The organism is Streptomyces sp. NPDC018031 (genome assembly GCF_044327625.1).
GTDB lineage: Bacteria > Actinomycetota > Actinomycetes > Streptomycetales > Streptomycetaceae > Streptomyces.
In genome coordinates this window covers 558,993-573,134 of record NZ_JBIRFT010000002.1, presented here as the reverse complement: position 1 = coordinate 573,134, position 14,142 = coordinate 558,993, and the positions used below count along the sequence as shown (strand labels likewise).

General features: G+C 75.0%; 15 protein-coding genes. 1 reads left to right on the top strand and 14 read right to left on the bottom strand.

Features of this window, described 5'->3' with window-relative positions; genetic code table 11:
- Nucleotides 1–5 precede the first annotated feature (5 nt).
- Nucleotides 6–899: a squalene synthase HpnC gene (gene hpnC / locus ACH4B3_RS08810; RefSeq protein ID WP_398462331.1), complete on the bottom strand. Its 894-nt coding sequence runs from the start codon at nt 897–899 to the stop codon at nt 6–8.
- A 432-nt stretch (nt 900–1,331) separates the two neighbouring features.
- On the bottom strand, nt 1,332–2,096 hold the full coding sequence (locus tag ACH4B3_RS08805; RefSeq protein WP_398462043.1) for a TetR/AcrR family transcriptional regulator: 765 nt from the start codon (nt 2,094–2,096) through the stop codon (nt 1,332–1,334).
- Between the two features lie 326 nt (nt 2,097–2,422).
- On the opposite strand from ACH4B3_RS08805, the gene ACH4B3_RS08800 reads away from it, so the two are divergent.
- Nucleotides 2,423–3,058, top strand: coding sequence for an RNA polymerase sigma factor (locus ACH4B3_RS08800; RefSeq protein WP_398462042.1), 636 nt, complete (start codon nt 2,423–2,425; stop codon nt 3,056–3,058).
- A gap of 27 nt (nt 3,059–3,085) precedes the next feature.
- On the opposite strand, the gene ACH4B3_RS08795 is transcribed toward ACH4B3_RS08800, so the two are convergent.
- The 12 genes from ACH4B3_RS08795 to acpS all read right to left on the bottom strand — a co-directional run bounded on the left by ACH4B3_RS08795 (nt 3,086) and on the right by acpS (nt 13,921).
- A complete protein-coding gene (locus ACH4B3_RS08795; protein WP_398462041.1) occupies nt 3,086–3,280 on the bottom strand; it encodes a hypothetical protein in 195 nt (64 codons plus the stop codon).
- Between the two features lie 63 nt (nt 3,281–3,343).
- Complete coding sequence (gene fabD, locus ACH4B3_RS08790) at nt 3,344–4,294, bottom strand: ACP S-malonyltransferase (RefSeq protein ID WP_398462040.1); 951 nt, start codon at nt 4,292–4,294, stop codon at nt 3,344–3,346.
- A 68-nt stretch (nt 4,295–4,362) separates the two neighbouring features.
- Nucleotides 4,363–4,884 carry a flavin reductase family protein gene (locus tag ACH4B3_RS08785; protein WP_398462039.1) on the bottom strand — a complete coding sequence of 174 codons (522 nt, stop codon included), beginning with the start codon at nt 4,882–4,884 and terminating at the stop codon, nt 4,363–4,365.
- A 119-nt stretch (nt 4,885–5,003) separates the two neighbouring features.
- Nucleotides 5,004–6,083 carry a 3-oxoacyl-ACP synthase III family protein gene (locus tag ACH4B3_RS08780; protein WP_398462038.1) on the bottom strand — a complete coding sequence of 360 codons (1,080 nt, stop codon included), beginning with the start codon at nt 6,081–6,083 and terminating at the stop codon, nt 5,004–5,006.
- A gap of 12 nt (nt 6,084–6,095) precedes the next feature.
- Nucleotides 6,096–6,506 (bottom strand): acyl carrier protein, encoded by a 411-nt coding sequence (locus ACH4B3_RS08775; RefSeq protein ID WP_398462037.1) that lies wholly within the window; start codon nt 6,504–6,506, stop codon nt 6,096–6,098.
- 159 nt (nt 6,507–6,665) lie between these two features.
- The gene (locus ACH4B3_RS08770; RefSeq protein ID WP_398462036.1) at nt 6,666–7,445 is read right to left on the bottom strand and encodes an SDR family NAD(P)-dependent oxidoreductase; all 780 of its coding nucleotides are present in this window, start codon (nt 7,443–7,445) and stop codon (nt 6,666–6,668) included.
- A gap of 4 nt (nt 7,446–7,449) precedes the next feature.
- Complete coding sequence (locus tag ACH4B3_RS08765; RefSeq protein WP_398462035.1) at nt 7,450–9,933, bottom strand: beta-ketoacyl synthase N-terminal-like domain-containing protein; 2,484 nt, start codon at nt 9,931–9,933, stop codon at nt 7,450–7,452.
- Entirely contained in the window at nt 9,933–11,219 is a 1,287-nt protein-coding gene (locus tag ACH4B3_RS08760) for a beta-ketoacyl-[acyl-carrier-protein] synthase family protein (RefSeq protein WP_398462034.1), read from the bottom strand. The genes ACH4B3_RS08765 and ACH4B3_RS08760 overlap by 1 nt, the downstream gene beginning before the upstream one ends.
- Nucleotides 11,216–11,734 carry a 3-hydroxyacyl-ACP dehydratase FabZ family protein gene (locus ACH4B3_RS08755; protein ID WP_398462033.1) on the bottom strand — a complete coding sequence of 173 codons (519 nt, stop codon included), beginning with the start codon at nt 11,732–11,734 and terminating at the stop codon, nt 11,216–11,218. Before ACH4B3_RS08755 ends, ACH4B3_RS08760 begins: the two co-directional genes overlap by 4 nt.
- Entirely contained in the window at nt 11,731–12,999 is a 1,269-nt protein-coding gene (locus tag ACH4B3_RS08750; RefSeq protein ID WP_398462032.1) for a beta-ketoacyl-[acyl-carrier-protein] synthase family protein, read from the bottom strand. Before ACH4B3_RS08750 ends, ACH4B3_RS08755 begins: the two co-directional genes overlap by 4 nt.
- The gene (locus tag ACH4B3_RS08745) at nt 12,996–13,463 is read right to left on the bottom strand and encodes a hotdog domain-containing protein (RefSeq protein ID WP_398462031.1); all 468 of its coding nucleotides are present in this window, start codon (nt 13,461–13,463) and stop codon (nt 12,996–12,998) included. Before ACH4B3_RS08745 ends, ACH4B3_RS08750 begins: the two co-directional genes overlap by 4 nt.
- A complete protein-coding gene (gene acpS / locus ACH4B3_RS08740; protein WP_398462030.1) occupies nt 13,448–13,921 on the bottom strand; it encodes a holo-ACP synthase in 474 nt (157 codons plus the stop codon). Before acpS ends, ACH4B3_RS08745 begins: the two co-directional genes overlap by 16 nt.
- Nucleotides 13,922–14,142: the final 221 nt, after the last annotated feature.

The following is a 14,142-nucleotide window of genomic DNA, read 5'->3' as shown; positions in this document are numbered from 1 at the left end:
CCGGCTCACCCCTTCCTTCGCAGTGTCGCACCCGCCGCGCGCAGCAGGCCCGGCCGGGTGGGCCTGGGCGGTCCGGGGAGTACGTCGTACCCGGCGGCCTCGATCGCGGCCAGCGCGGCGCGGCCGCCGGCCACGAATCCGGCGAGCAGCAGCCGGAGCCTGCCGTGCACGCTCCCCACCAGCGGGGCCCCCTCGTCCAGCAGCGCCCCCGCCCACCGGGCCTCGGCGGCGATCAGGGCGCGTACCGACGCGCCGCCGGTGCGGGCGGCCAGGTCGGCCTCGGTGACGCCGAAGCGCTCCAGGTCCTCGGCGGGCAGGTACACGCGGTCCCGGGCCAGGTCCTCGGCGACGTCCTGCAGGTGCTCGACGATCTGCAGCGCGGTGCAGATGAGGTCCGAACGGCGGACGCGCTCGGGGGTGGCGGTCCCGGTGATGCCGAGCACCAGCCGGCCGACCGGGTCGGCGGACAGCCGGCAGTAGCCGAGGAGGTCCTGCCGGGTGGCGTAGCGGCGGACCCGCTGGTCCTGCCGGTTGGCCTCGATGAGCCCGAGGAAGGGGTCCGGGGTCAGGCCGCGGCGGCGCACGGTGGGCAGCAGCGCGCGCAGCAGCGGGTGGCGGGGGCCCTCCGGCTCCGGGGCGAAGACCCGCCGCAGGTCGGCCTCGAAGGCGTCCAGTACCGCGAGCCGGTCGCCGGCCCGCCTCCGGTCGAGCCCGAGCAGCGCCGCGTCGGTGCCGTCCGGCGCGACGTCGCCGTCCCCGATGTCGTCGACCAGGCGGGCGTAGCCGTAGACGGCCATCAGGTCGGCGCGCCAGGCGCGGGGCAGGAAGGCCGGAGCGACCGGGAAGTTCTCGTGGGCGGCCTTGCCGAGTACGGTCCGGGTGTGCGTCCGCTCGTCCAGCGGGTGCGGCTGCCGCCCGGACGGACTCGGCGACCTGGGAGGGGACCCGCTACGCTCGTCCGCCACGCTCACCGTGGACAGCCCGGCACAGGGGCGAGGACCGCGCCCGAGCACGGGACCCGGCGACCGGGCCCTGCGGGAGTGCTGGAGGTGGGCCGTCTAGCCAATGCCGTCACATCCCCCGTTCTACACCGGTAAGCAGGATCGGCACGATCCGGACACGCCGCGCCGCCCGGTCAGGGGCGGCCTGCCCGTCGCCCCGCGGGGCGGGCCCGGGCTCGGGTCCGGCATGGTCCGCATGGGCACCGGGCCAGCTTACGCCCCCGGTCCCGGGAACGTCCGTCGAGTTCCGCCGCGCCCGGCCGGGTGTCGCGCCCCGGCCCCCCGGCGGCACCGGGGCGCCCGGGCCGGTCGGGGCCGTCCCGGCCGCGGTCAGCCCTCGTTCCGGGCGGCGTCCCGGGCCGGCCACCGGTCGATGTCGTGGATGCCGATGACCGCGAACACCTCGCGCAGCTCGCGCTCGAAGAACGCCTCGCAGTCCGGCAGCGCGAAGGACATGTAGCCCAGGGACTCCATGCAGATCAGTCCGTACAGGCGCACCCAGCAGCTGAGCAGGACGACGATGGCCGCGACCGGCATGTCGACTTCCATCTCCTCGCGGAGCACCCGGAACTGCTCGACCAGGACGGGGGCGAGCTCCTCCTCGGAGGGCACCGGGTAGGGCCGGGTCTGCCACACCTCCTGGAACAGGCCGACGATGACCTCCCCGAAGACCCAGGCCATGTCGCGCTCCGGCTGGGCCTCCTCGTAACTGAGGCCGGGCACCCAGGGTCCGAGCACCAGCCCGAACTCGTGGGGGTGCTGGAGGGCCCAGGCCCGCAGGGCGCGCACGGCGGCGACCAGACGCCGGCCGGGCTGCTCCGCGGGCAGTTCCCCGATCACCTCGCCGATGTGCCGGCCCATCTCGGCGAAGATGTCGCCGCGCAGTCCCTGGATCAGCGCGTCACGGCTGGCGAAGTAGCGGTACACGGCGGGGGCGGTCATCCCCATCTCCCGTGCGATCGCGCGGATCGTGACGTTCTCCTGGCCCTGCTGGACCAGCAGTCCCCGCGCGACGTCCTTGATCTCGCGAATGGTCGCGATCCGCAGTCTTTCGCGACGCGAGAACGGCGCCGTGTGCGCATTCTCCGGAGACACGCATCCCCCCTTCGTGGTGCCCCGCCGCCCGGTCGCACGGCGCACGGCACACGATACAACCATTCCGTTTAGTGAACACCAGCCGCTGAGGCGGTGTGCGTTCACCCGGACGGAGCTGCACATACGTTCCGGCCATCACACCCGGCGGCCGTCCGCGACCTCCACATGCTGGACCGGCAACCGGAGAACGATTGACACCCGCGCCGCGAACCGCTCTATAGTAAACACCCGTAGCCGCGGTTAAGAGCACTTTTGCTCCAAAACGCCATTCTCGGCTGCGTCACAGGCATACGGGGTACGGGGGGTTCGACTTGCCTGAAAAATCCTTGAATGAACTGGTCGAAGGCTGCCTCGCCGGCGACCAGGCGTGCTGGAACCGGATCGTCGAGCGGTATTCGCCGCTCATCTGGGCCATCGCCCGCAGTCACCGGCTGAGCCCGGCGGACTGCGGGGACGTGAGCCAGGCGACCTGGACCCGCGTGGTCCGGCATCTCGACAGCCTCCGCTCACCGGAGCGGCTGGCCCAGTGGATCTCCACCGCCGCCCGGCGGGAGAGCCTGAAACTGCTGGAGAAGTCGAAGCGGAGCGTTCCGGTCGGCGGGGCGGAGGTCTTCGACCGCCCGCTGCTCACCGCCGACCAGCCGGAGGACGTGGCACTCGCCCGGGAGCGCGACGACGCGGTGCTGACCGCCTTCCGCGCGCTCCCGCCGCGCTGCCAGGCGCTGCTCAGCCTCCTGGTGACCGAGCCTCCGATGTCGTACACGGAGGTCAGTGCCGCGCTGGACATGCCGCGCGGTTCGATCGGCCCGATCCGGGGCCGCTGCCTGGCCCATCTGAAGGGCCTGCTGGAGCGTCAGGGCAAGGTGTCGAAGGACGACGCGGCGCTCGCCGCGCGGATCAGGTCGGCCGGCCTGCGGGCCTTCGCCACCGAGCGGCACGCGCGGGCCCGTCAGGCGTCCTGACCCGCCGGCGGCGCCCCGGCACCCGCCTCAGCGGGTGGCCGGAGGCGCCGCCGGCTCCGGTGCCCCGGCATCCGGGTCGGGGGCGCCGGGATCCGCCGCGCCCTGCCCGGGCGCGATCAGGGCGAACAACGCCTGGGCTTCCGCGATCACGTGCGACGGCACCGGGCCGACCGCTTCCGCCAGCCGTTCCAGCAATTCCGGTCGCTCGTCGTCCGTGTCCATTAATTCCCTCACGCCATAAAGCCCGAGCCCGCGGATTAGCCTCTGCATAAGCAATGGTGCAATCTACAACATCGACGTGAGCGATGCCACAGCCCGGTCCAATTGTCTGCCGTCCCGGGTGGCGAATTGCGGAATGTCCGGGAGGGTGGCCCGCGCGAATCCGGTCAGTACCTTGCCCGGCCCGACTTCGACGAACGTGTCCGCCCCGTCCTCCGCGAGCCGGCGGAGGGTGGGGGTCCACCGGACCGGACCGGCCAGTTGCCGGCGGAGGCAGGCGACGGCGTCGGCCGCGTCCGCGACGTACCCGGCCGTCGCGTTGGCGACCACCGGGACCACCGGGTCCCGGAAGGCGACCGCGGCGAGATCGGCCCGGAACTCCTCCTCCACCTCGCGCATCAGGCTGCAGTGGAAGGGCGCTCCCACGTCCAGCGTCACCACCCGCCGCGCCCCCGCCTCCCTGGCCATGGCGGCCGCCAGCCGCACCGCCTCGCGGGTGCCGGAGACCACCAGTTGCTCGGGCTCGTTGTCGTTGGCGATCTCCACGGTCCCGCCGTCCTCGGCCGCGGCCTTCCCGCAGATGTCCCGCACCGCCGCCGGGTCCAGACCGATCAGCGCCGCCATGGCGCCCGGGGTGCGCTCGTTGACGGCCGCCATCAGCTCGCCCCGGCGCCGCACCAGGCGCAGCGCGTCACGCCAGTCCAGCACCCCGGCGGCCACCAGCGCGGTGTACTCCCCGAGGCTGTGCCCGGCCACGAACGAGGGCTCGAGGCCGTGGGCGCGCAGCACGTCCAGCGTCACCAGACTGGTCAGGAAGACCGCCGGCTGGGTCACTTCGGTGGGGCGCAGTTCCTCGGCGGGTCCCTCCCAGCACAGCCGGGACAGCTCGAAGCCGAGCAGTTCGTCCGCCGGACGGTAGTAGCGGTCCCACAGCTCCGGATGGCGCGTGACGAGGTCGCGCCCCATGCCGACGCGCTGGGACCCCTGTCCGGGGAAGAGGAAGGCGATGGCAGCCATGTCGTCTCCTGGTGAGCCGCTGCCGGCGGCGAAGGGCCGGCCCGGCGGAACGCCGGGCCGGTGGCCGGTCAGCGGACGGTGAGAAAGCGTCCCCGATGGAACGCGAGCGGGTGGCTCTCGGCGGGCTCCGCGACCGCGTCGAGATCGAGCACCTCGGCGATGAAGATCGTGTGGTCCCCGGCCGGCACCGTCCCGGTGACGGCGCAGTCGAGGTGGCCGAGGGTGCCCGCGAGGATCGGCGCGCCGGTCGCGCCGGTGCGGTGCGGGACGTCCGCGAAGGCCGCGGCGCCCGAGCGGCGCCCGGAGGTGGCGAAGCGGGCACCCAGCTCCGCCTGCCCCCGGCCGAGGATGTTCACGGTGAAGGCGCCGGCCGCCGAGACCACCGCCGCGGTCCGGGAACCGTCGCGCAGGCAGATGAGGATCAGCGGCGGTTCCAGCGACAGCGAGGTGAAGGAGTTCACCGTGGTGCCGTGCGGGCCGTCCTCGCCCCGGGCCGTCACCACCGTGACGCCGGTGAGGAACTGCCCCATGACGTGCCGGAACCGCTGTGTGTCGACGCGCCGGGCCGGTGCCGTGGTGGTCCTGTCCATGGAAGAGTGCGCCCCCTGGGGTGTCGTCGGTGTCCCGCGGTCGGCGGGCCGGCGCGGACCGCCGGCCGGCGCGCCGTGGAACCGGCGCGCCGCCGCGGACCGCCGGGGGACGTACCGGCTCAGGCCGGGACGTCCGCGGTCCAGTCGAGGACCATGCCGGCGTAGATCCACTTGGTGCTCTCCACCCCGATGAGCATGACCCGGTCGCCGGGCTTGATCCGGCCGTCCCGCCAGGCGTCGTCGAGGAACAGCGGCACCGCGGCGCAGCCGACCGCGCCCATGGTGGCGAGGCTGTCGATGATCTTCCCGTCGAGCGCCTGCCACTCGGCGGTGTCGAGTCCGGCCTCCCGCAGCGAGTCGAGCATCCAGCCCACGTTGCCCTCGGGCACCAGGCACAGGTCGACGGTGTCCACCCCCACCCCGGAACGTTCCAGCGTGTGGTGCACGGCCTCGGTGACCATCACCGGGGTGAAGTCGCCGGCGCCGACCACGTCGACCTTCAGGTCGACCAGCCGCTTGGCGCGCAGCTGCTCGTGGATCGGGGCGTGGGTGCCGCCGCCCACCGAGTGGATGCCGGGCTTGCGCCCGCCGCCGATGCAGGCGGACGCGCCGCCCAGCAGTCCGCCGGGGGCGTCCGTGGCGCGCAGCACCATCGCCCCGGCACCGTCACCGAACATGTACAGCGGCATCCGGTCGCGCATCCGGATCGACTCCGGCCGCTTGCCCAGGAACACCGGGGCCAGCACGGGCGAGATGGCCTCGCTGCCGATGACCAGGGCGGTGCGGTACACCCCGGCCGCCAGGTACATCCGGGCGATGTCCAGGGCCTGGACCACACCCGCGCCACCGGAGCGGATCTCCAGGGTGGCGCAGCGCTCCACCCCGAGCCGCTCCTGGACGAAGTTGACCAGCGGCGGCAGCGGGTAGTCGGGGGTGCCGGTGGCGAGGATCATCAGGTCGATGTCGCCGGCCTCCATCCCCGCGGCGTCCAGCGCCCGCACGGCCGCCTTGTAGGCCATGTCGGAGTTGTTCTCGCGGTGCTCCCCCGTCGCCGGGTCGATCATCCAGAACCGGCGCTCGATGGACAGCCCCTCCAGCACCTCCTCGGGCAGCGGCCCGGCCAGCCGGGCGATCTCGCTGGTGGGGATCGGATCGCCCGGCTGGTAGCCGCCGGTTCCGGCGATGTGGATACCGGTCATCGTGGTTCCCTCTCAGGCCGCGGCGACGGCGACGGAGTCGACCTGCGCCTGGACCAGGTCCACCAGGTTGCCGACGGTGAACAGGCCCATCACCTTGGTGGCCCGCAGGGTGCCGGACAGGGCGGCCACGTCGATCTGCGGCATCACGCGCTTGAGCTGGGCCAGCCCGCGCTCGGTGATGATCTCGTTCTCGTCGCCGAACTCCTCGTCCGGGATGCCGCCCTGGACGTACTCGGCCAGCTGCGCCGCCTGGATCTTCACGCCGAGCGAGCGCTCCAGCCGGAAGAGGATGTCGAGCAGGTCGATCGACTCGGCACCCAGCTCGTCGAGCAGGGTGACCTCGGGACGGACCTCCTCCGGTTCGGCGCCGACGGCCTCGATGACGGCCTGGTGGACGGCTTCGCTGATCTGGGTGCGATCCATGGTTTCTGACTCCGTTTCGTCGCAGTGGGTGGGTGGTGGGTGAGGTGCGGGCGGCGGGGCGCCGAGCGGGCGGGCCGCCCGCCGGGGCGCCCGGCTCACACCCCTACAGATCCGGCCGGGGCGCCCCGGGATACACCCGGGCGCCACCGGAACCCCGGTTCAGTTGGGGCGGCCCAGGCCCAGCGCGGTCGCCGCGCCGCCGTCGACGGTGAGCAGCGAGCCGGTCATGTAGCTGGACTCGGGGCCGGCCAGGAAGCGGACCGCGTCGGCGACCTGCTCGACGGTGCCGAACCGCCGCATCGGGATCTGCTTGCGGATGCCCTTGCCGGCGGCGCCCTCGGTCAGCCCGGCGACCAGGTCGGTGGGGGCGAATCCGGGCAGCACGGCGTTCACCCGGATGCCGAACCGGGCCGATTCCATGGCGCAGGAGCGGGTGAAGGCGTTGACCGCGCCCTTGGACGCGGCGTAGTTGGACTCCCCGACCCAGCCGCGCTCCCCCATGACCGAGGAGACGTTGACGATGACGCCCGCTCCCTTGGCCATGAAGTGCGGCAGCACGGCCTTGGTGCAGTTGAAGACCCCGCCGAAGTTGACCCGCATCACCTCCAGCCAGTCGTCCGGCTCCATGGTGTAGATCAGCGCGTCCTTGGCCACGCCCGCGTTGTTGACCAGCACGTCGAGGCCGCCGAGCTCCGCCATGGTCTGCCGGACCAGCTCCCGGGCCTGGGCGTGGTCGGCGACGTCGCCCTGGACGGTGACGGCCCGGCCGCCCGCCTCCTCGATCTCCCGGACCACCGCCTTGGCGGCGTCCGGTGAGGAGCGGTGGTTGACGGCGACGGCCGCGCCGTCGGCGGCGAGCCTGCGGCAGATCGCGGCACCGATGCCGCGCGATCCGCCGGTCACCAGGGCGACCTGTCCCGCGAGGGGTGCGAGTTGCATGGGATTACTCCTCCGTGTCCTGGGGGTCGTCGACCGGGCCCGGTGCGACGACCAGGCAGACGTGGCTGCCGCCGAGCGAGGAACTGTTGATGACGACCGGGGCGCCGGGGGCAGCGGTGCCCGCGGCGTCGCCGGACAGGGCGAGGGCGAGGCAGAGCGCGCCGCCCACACCCATCGGCTCGCCGAGCACCGTCTTGGGCGCTCGGCGCACCGCGCCGCGGCCGCCGGGGCCCAGGACCCGGTCCACCGCCGCGCTCTCGGCCCGGTCGGCACGGGTGAGGCCGGCGGCGGACAACCACACCGAGCCGACCTCGTCGGCGGCCACCCCGGCGTCGGCCAGCGCCGCGCGCAGCGCCCGTTCCATGCCGTCGCCGTTCGGGTCCCACCGCCGGAAGCGGCCGGAGTCGCAGGCCATGCCGTGGCCGATCACCTCGCCGAGCACCGTGGCGCCGCGGGCCCGGGCGGCCGACAGCCGCTCGAGTACCAGCGCGGTGCTGCCCTCGGCCAGGGTGAAGCGGCCGTCGGCGGGGGCGCCCGGCTCCCGGGTGGAGGCGGCGCCGGTGGCGGCGTAGGCGCGGGCCACCTGGTCGGTGAGGGTGTCGGTGACGACACAGACGATCGCGTCGGCGTGCCCGGCGGCCAGCAGGTCCGCGGTGCAGGCCACCGCGGCGGCGCCGGTGGCGTGGCCGGCCGAGAGGGTGGAGGTGGGGCCGCGCAGGCCGAGGTGGGTGGCGACCTGTCCGGCGGCCTGGTTGTAGACGGTGTTGGGGAAGACGCTGGGGTCGGCCGCGGCGGGGCCTTCGTCCAGCAGCGGGGTGACGAACTTCTCCATCGCCTCCATCGGCCCGGTACCGGTGCCGAAGACCACGCCGATGCGCTCGTCGGCGGGCAGCCCCGCCTCGGCGAGCGCCTGGGCGGCCGTCATGATGCTGAGCTGGGTCAGCCGGTCCATCCGGCGCCGCTCCCGCTTCGTCAGATACGGGTCGGGGTCGGCCTCCACCCGGCCCAGCCGCAGCCCGTCCCGGTGGGTGCACGGCTCCCGGCCGTCCCGGACCGCGCGGTGTGCCGCCGCGGTGCCGGGTCCCGCCGGGCCCAGCAACGCGATCCCGGTGATCACCACCCGGTCGCGGTCGGGCTCCGGCGGGGTGACGGTTCCCGGGCGGGAGAGCACCAGGGCGGCATTGGCGCCGGCGAAGGCGAAGTTGTTGGAGAGGGCGGCGTCGGTGTGCAGGCGTCGGGCCGCGTCCGGCACGTAGTCGAGCGGGCAGTCGGCGGCCGGACCGGTGAACCCGGCGGTGGGCGGTGCGAGTTGGGCGTCCAGCGCGTAGGCGGTGACGATCGCCTCGGCCGCGCCCGCCGCGCCGAGCAGATGCCCGATCACCGACTTGGTGCTGCTGACCGGGGTGCGCGCGGCGCTCTCCCCCAGCGCCCGGGCGATGGCGTTGGACTCGGCCGGGTCGTTCTTGGGGGTCCCGGTGCCGTGCCCGTTGACGTAGCCGACGCGCTCGGCCGGGATGCCGGCGAAGCGCAGGGCCGCGCCGATGGCCCGGGCCGCCCCGACGCCGTCCGGATGCGGGGCGGTGACGTGGTATCCGTCGGCCGACAGGCCGTAGCCCGCGACCTCGGCCAGCGGCCGCAGCCCGTGGCGCTCGGCGAACTCGGTGGACACCAGCAGCACCATGCCGCTGCCCTCGCCGAGCGAGAGCCCCTGGCGTTTCCCGGAGTAGGGCGCGGCGGGCTCCGGGGACAGCGACTCCAGGGCGTTGAAGCCGGCGAAGACGACGTCGGAGAAGGCGTCGGTGCCGCCGGCGAGCACCGCCTCCGCCCGGCCCCGGCGGACCAGGTCGGCACCGAGCCCGATGGCCCCGGCCCCCGAGGCGCAGGCGGTGTTGACCGCGAGGACCGGGCCGCGCAGTCCGAACGCCGCGGCGACGCCTTCGGCGAGCGCCTGCGGGGTGGCCAGCAGCGGCAGCCGGGGGTCGGGCTCCCGGCCCGCGTGGGCCTCGGCGAGCCAGGCGCGGGCCGAGAGCAGCCCGGCGTTGCAGGTGCCGAGCACCACCCCGGTCCGGTCGTGGTCCAGCAGTCCCCGGGGGATCGCGGCCAGCGCCTCGTCGGCGGCGACCAGGGCCAGGTCGAGGGCGCGCTCGCGGTGCCCGGGCGGCGTGGCGTAGCCGGGACGCGCGGCGGGCTCCTCGGTGACCTCGCCGCCGAGTTCGGTGCGCAGTCCGCGCATGTCGACGTTCCGGACCGGGCGGATGGCCACCCGGCCGTCCCGCGCGCCCTCCCACAGGGCCGCGGCGCCGGTGCCCTGGGAGGTCAGCGCCCCGGTGCCGACGACGGCCACCCGGGTGGCGGGCGCGGTCGGCGGGTGGTCCGCGGTCTGGTTCCGCTGGTGGGAGGTCACCGGTTCCTGCCTTTCTGCCGGTGCGGTGGCCGGGATCTGGGCCGTCGGGCCGCTCGCGGCCGCCGGCGTGGGTCTGTCGGTCATCACGGTGCTCCCGGGGCGGTCAGGGCCAGGGCCACCTGCTGGCCCTCCAGGCCGCGGGCGAGGGCCAGGGCCGCGCGCACCGGCACGTCCCGGGCCTCGCCGGGCACCCAGTCCATCGCGGCGCAGCCCGGGTCGGGCCGGTCGAGGTTGAGGGTGGGCGGTACCGCGCCGCCGTCGACGGCGAGCGCGCAGACCGCCGCGTTCAGCGCTCCGGCCGCCGCCACCAGGTGGCCGGTGGCCGGTTTCACGCTGCTGGCCACTGGCGCCCGGTCCGCGGTGCCGAACACCGAGTCCAGTGCGCGGGCCTCGCTGGTGTCGCCGAGCCGGGTGGCACAGCCGTGGGTGGCCAGGTAGTCCACCCCGCCGGGCGCCAGCCGGGCCTCGTCCAGGGCGCGGCGCACGGCTGCCGCCAGCGGCGCGCCGTCCTCGCGCGGGGTGAGCAGCCGGGCGGTGTCCACGGTGGCGCCGACGCCGCGGATCTCGGCGTAGAGGTGCGCGCCCCGGGCCCGCGCGGCCTGGTACTCCTCCAGGACCAGGAACGCGGCGCCTTCGCCGAGCACCGATCCGGAGCGGTCCGCGTCGTACGGCCGGAAGGCCCCGGCGCCCAGGTCGTTGCGGTCGCTGAGCACGCCCAGGCCGTCCATCTTGGACATCACCCACCAGGAGGCCGCGTCGTCGGCGCCGCCGGCCAGCGCGACCTGGGACTCGCCCCGCAGCACCGAGCGGTAGGCGCGGCCGACGGCGGTGGCCCCGGCGTCGGCGGTGCCGTGGAAGTAGGCGTTGGCGCCCTTGAAGCCGTACGCGGAGGACAGGTGGAACAGCGCGGCCGACTGCAGGCCCTCCACGTAGTACAGGGGGTAGAAGGCGGACGAGGCGCGCTCGCCCAGCAGGGCCGGGTCGGCGGTGCCGTCCGGGCGCCGGGCGGCGAGGCTGCCGCGGAGCAGGTGCTCGGGGTTGGAGATCTCCTTGTTGCCCCCGACGAAGGCCGCGGACCGTTCCGGGTCGTAGGCGCCCTCGCCCAGTCCGGCGTCCCGCATGGCCAGCGCGGCACCGGCGATGGCGAGCTGGTCGTTGCGGGTGGTGGTGCGCAGGGCGCGCCGGGGGGCGTAGTCGGTGGGGGTGAAGCCGTCGATCTCGGCGGCCAGCCGGGTGCGGAAGGACGACGGGTCGTAGCCGGTGACGGGGCCGATCGCGGTGTCCCCGGCCAGCAGCCGCCGCCAGTTGTCCGCCGCCCCGGCGCCCAGGCCGGTGAGCAGTCCGATGCCGGTGATCACCACGCGTCTCATACCGCGCCCTCCGGTCCGTCCGCGGTGCCGCCGGACCGGACGAGCAGCAGCTCCCGGACCGTGGTGACGGTGCGGCCGTCGACCCGCGCGGTGCCGCGGCAGCGGGCGGTGTCGCCGTCGATCTCCTCGATGTCCACGGTGAGTTCGAGGCGGTCGCCGGGGGTCACGTAGTGCCGGAACCGCAGCCGCCGCGCCTCGGCCGGCGTCCACCGGCGGGCGCCGTCGGCGGGCAGCGCCAGTTCGGCGGTGTGCGCCAGGGCGTCGAGGATGAGCACTCCGGGCAGCACCGGGAAGCGCGGGAAGTGGGTGTCGAGGACGTCCAGGGTGTGGGGCACGTGGCGGACCGCGACGGCCCGCCGCCCCGGGGAGACCTCGGTGATCCGGTCGAACGGGATCCCGGCCGGCCCGGCCGTGGGCGACCCGGCCGTGGGCCCGGTCGTGACGGGCCCGGTCACGGCGGACCCGGTCAGGGCGGACCCGGTCACGGCGAACCCGGTCGTTGCGGACTCGGTCATGCGGCCTCCTCGGTCGCGGGCCCGAGCACGAAGGAGGCGTTGGTGCCGCCGAAGGCGAAGGCGTTCACCAGCGCGGCGCGCACCCGGCGGCGCCGTGCCACGTGCGGCACGTAGTCCAGATCGAGCTTCGGGTCGGGGTGGTCGAGATTGATCGTCGGCGGGACCAGTCCCTCGCGGATGGCGCCGACCGCGGCGATCAGGTTCACCCCGGCGGCCGCCGAGGTGAGGTGCCCGGTCATGGACTTGGGCGAGCTGACGGACAGTGCGTGGGCGTGGCCGCCGAACACCTTCTTGATCGCCGCGGTCTCGCTGGCGTCGTTGCCGGGGGTGCCGGTGCCGTGCGCGGCCACGTAGTCGACGGCCTCCGGCTCCAGCCCGGCCTCGGCCAGGGCGTCGCGCATCGCGCCGACGGCGCCGCCGCCGTCCGGCGGGGAGTCGGTGACGCGGTAGGCGTTGAGGGTGGCTCCGTAGCCGAGGAGTTCGGCGTGGATGCGGGCGCCGCGGGCACGGGCGCTCTCCCAGTCCTCCAGCACCGCGATGACGGCGCCCTCCCCGAGCACGAACCCCGAACGCCGGGCGTCGAACGGGCGGGAGGCGCGCTCGGGTTCGTCGTTGTGCCGGTCGGTGACGGCGCCGAGCAGCGAGAAGCCGATGACGTCCATCCAGGTGGTGAGGGCGTCGAAGCCGCCGGCGAGCATGAACGTGCAGTCGCCCTCCTGGATGCTCCGGTACGCCTCGCCGATGGCGTGGGCCGACCCGGCGCACGCGGTGCTCACGCTGATCAGGGGTCCGGCGCAGCCGCCCTCCCGGGCCACCGCGACGGCCCCGACGTTCTGGTTGCGCAGCAGCACGTCGGCGGGGGCCTGCCGGGCGTGGACGCGTCCGCCGCCGGTCTCCATCAGGTGGGACATGTCGACGAGTTCCTGGAGGCCGGGGCGCCCCACCGTCCCGCCGACCGCGGCGCCGCGCCGGTAGGGGTCGATGTCCTGCCAGCCGTCGCCGGCGTCCCGCAGCGCCTCGCGCGCGGCGCCCAGGGCGAACAGCGCGGCGCGGGACAGGTGCCGGCGGCGGGCCGGGTCCGGGTGCGCGTCCTCCGGGGTGAACCCCTTGACCTGGCCCGCGATGCGGACCGGGAAGGTGTCGGCGGGAAAGGTCTCCAGCCGGCTCACCCCGCTGCGCCCGGAGGCGAGCGAGGCCCAGGTGGCGGGGGCGCTGGTGCCGACCGGGGTGATCGCCCCGAGGCCGGTGATCGCGACGCGCCTCACGCGGCCACCTCCGACGCCACCGGCACACCCCGGGTGAGCCGCTCGTACATCCGCCGGACCGCGGCCGGTTCCTCCAGGTCCTCGGTGGGGATCAGCGCGCACATGATGTCCGCGGCGGTGAGCACGGTGCGCCCGCCGACCGTGACGTCACCGCTGAGCACCGCCGTGTCGTCGCCCATGGACTCCACCCGGCCGGACATCACCAGCACGTCGCCGGGGCGTACCGGGCCGGCGAAGCGGACGGTGTCGACCGAGAGCAGCGCGGCGCGCCGGCGCAGCCCGGTGGAGCCCATCACCAGCCAGCTGCCCGCCTGGCACAGGGCCTCCAGCACCAGCGGCGCGGGCATCTCCGGGCCGCGCCCCTCGTCGCGCCAGTAGGTCTCCAGGTGGGAGGTGAGCTTCCGGCCGCGGACCGCGCGGCGCGGCTCCAGTTCGTCGATGCGGTCGATCAGGTGGAAGCGCATGCCGCTCCTTCGGGCGCCGGCCGGCGGGGGGCCGTCAGCGTCAGGACCGTCTGGGCGACGGCGTAGTCGTCGGTGTGGGAGAGCGAGATCTCGCCGGACCAGCCGCCGGGCCCGCCGGCCAGCTCGGCGGCGGTGCCGTGGAGGTGGATCCGGGGGCGGCCGAGCGGTTCGTTGCGGACCTCCACGTCGGTCCACCGCAGCCGGGGGCCGAGGCCGGTGCCGAGCGCCTTGAGGGTGGCCTCCTTGGCGGCGAACCGGGCCGCGAGATGGGCGTAGCGATTGCGCCGCCCGGCGCAGTAGGCGATCTCCCGGGGCGTGAAGAGCTCCGCTTCGGCGGCCGGGTTGTCCTCCAGCAGCCGGCGGACCCGCTCCACCTTCACCAGGTCCACGCCGATGGCGAGCCGGGGCGCCGTGTCCCGCTCCGGTGGCTCCGCCCGTTCCGCCACGTCCTCGTGCACGTGTCCGTCCCCCTTCGGGTGCCGTACGGCGGTGTTCCGCCCTTGCACCCCGACAGATCCCGCCGCCCGGTCGGCGGATACACCGGTGCCCGGCGGACCGGCGGCGGGTGCTCCGGTGCGCGGCCGGCCCCTGCCCGGTGCCGGACGGGGGCGGGCCGCGTGGTTTCCGGTCCGGGGCGGCGTATCGGTGGCCGGGTGTATCCGGGAGAGGGGCCGCCGGT

What these genes read in the sequence shown, in the direction of transcription:
- ACH4B3_RS08795 (WP_398462041.1), bottom strand. Translation starts at nt 3,280, where the DNA reads ATGGACACGGACGACGAGCGACCGGAATTGCTGGAACGGCTGGCGGAA.
- fabD (WP_398462040.1), bottom strand. Translation starts at nt 4,294, where the DNA reads ATGGCTGCCATCGCCTTCCTCTTCCCCGGACAGGGGTCCCAGCGCGTC.
- ACH4B3_RS08785 (WP_398462039.1), bottom strand. Translation starts at nt 4,884, where the DNA reads ATGGACAGGACCACCACGGCACCGGCCCGGCGCGTCGACACACAGCGG.
- ACH4B3_RS08780 (WP_398462038.1), bottom strand. Translation starts at nt 6,083, where the DNA reads ATGACCGGTATCCACATCGCCGGAACCGGCGGCTACCAGCCGGGCGAT.
- ACH4B3_RS08775 (WP_398462037.1), bottom strand. Translation starts at nt 6,506, where the DNA reads ATGGATCGCACCCAGATCAGCGAAGCCGTCCACCAGGCCGTCATCGAG.
- ACH4B3_RS08770 (WP_398462036.1), bottom strand. Translation starts at nt 7,445, where the DNA reads ATGCAACTCGCACCCCTCGCGGGACAGGTCGCCCTGGTGACCGGCGGA.
- ACH4B3_RS08765 (WP_398462035.1), bottom strand. Translation starts at nt 9,933, where the DNA reads ATGACCGACAGACCCACGCCGGCGGCCGCGAGCGGCCCGACGGCCCAG.
- ACH4B3_RS08760 (WP_398462034.1), bottom strand. Translation starts at nt 11,219, where the DNA reads ATGAGACGCGTGGTGATCACCGGCATCGGACTGCTCACCGGCCTGGGC.
- ACH4B3_RS08755 (WP_398462033.1), bottom strand. Translation starts at nt 11,734, where the DNA reads ATGACCGAGTCCGCAACGACCGGGTTCGCCGTGACCGGGTCCGCCCTG.
- ACH4B3_RS08745 (WP_398462031.1), bottom strand. Translation starts at nt 13,463, where the DNA reads ATGCGCTTCCACCTGATCGACCGCATCGACGAACTGGAGCCGCGCCGC.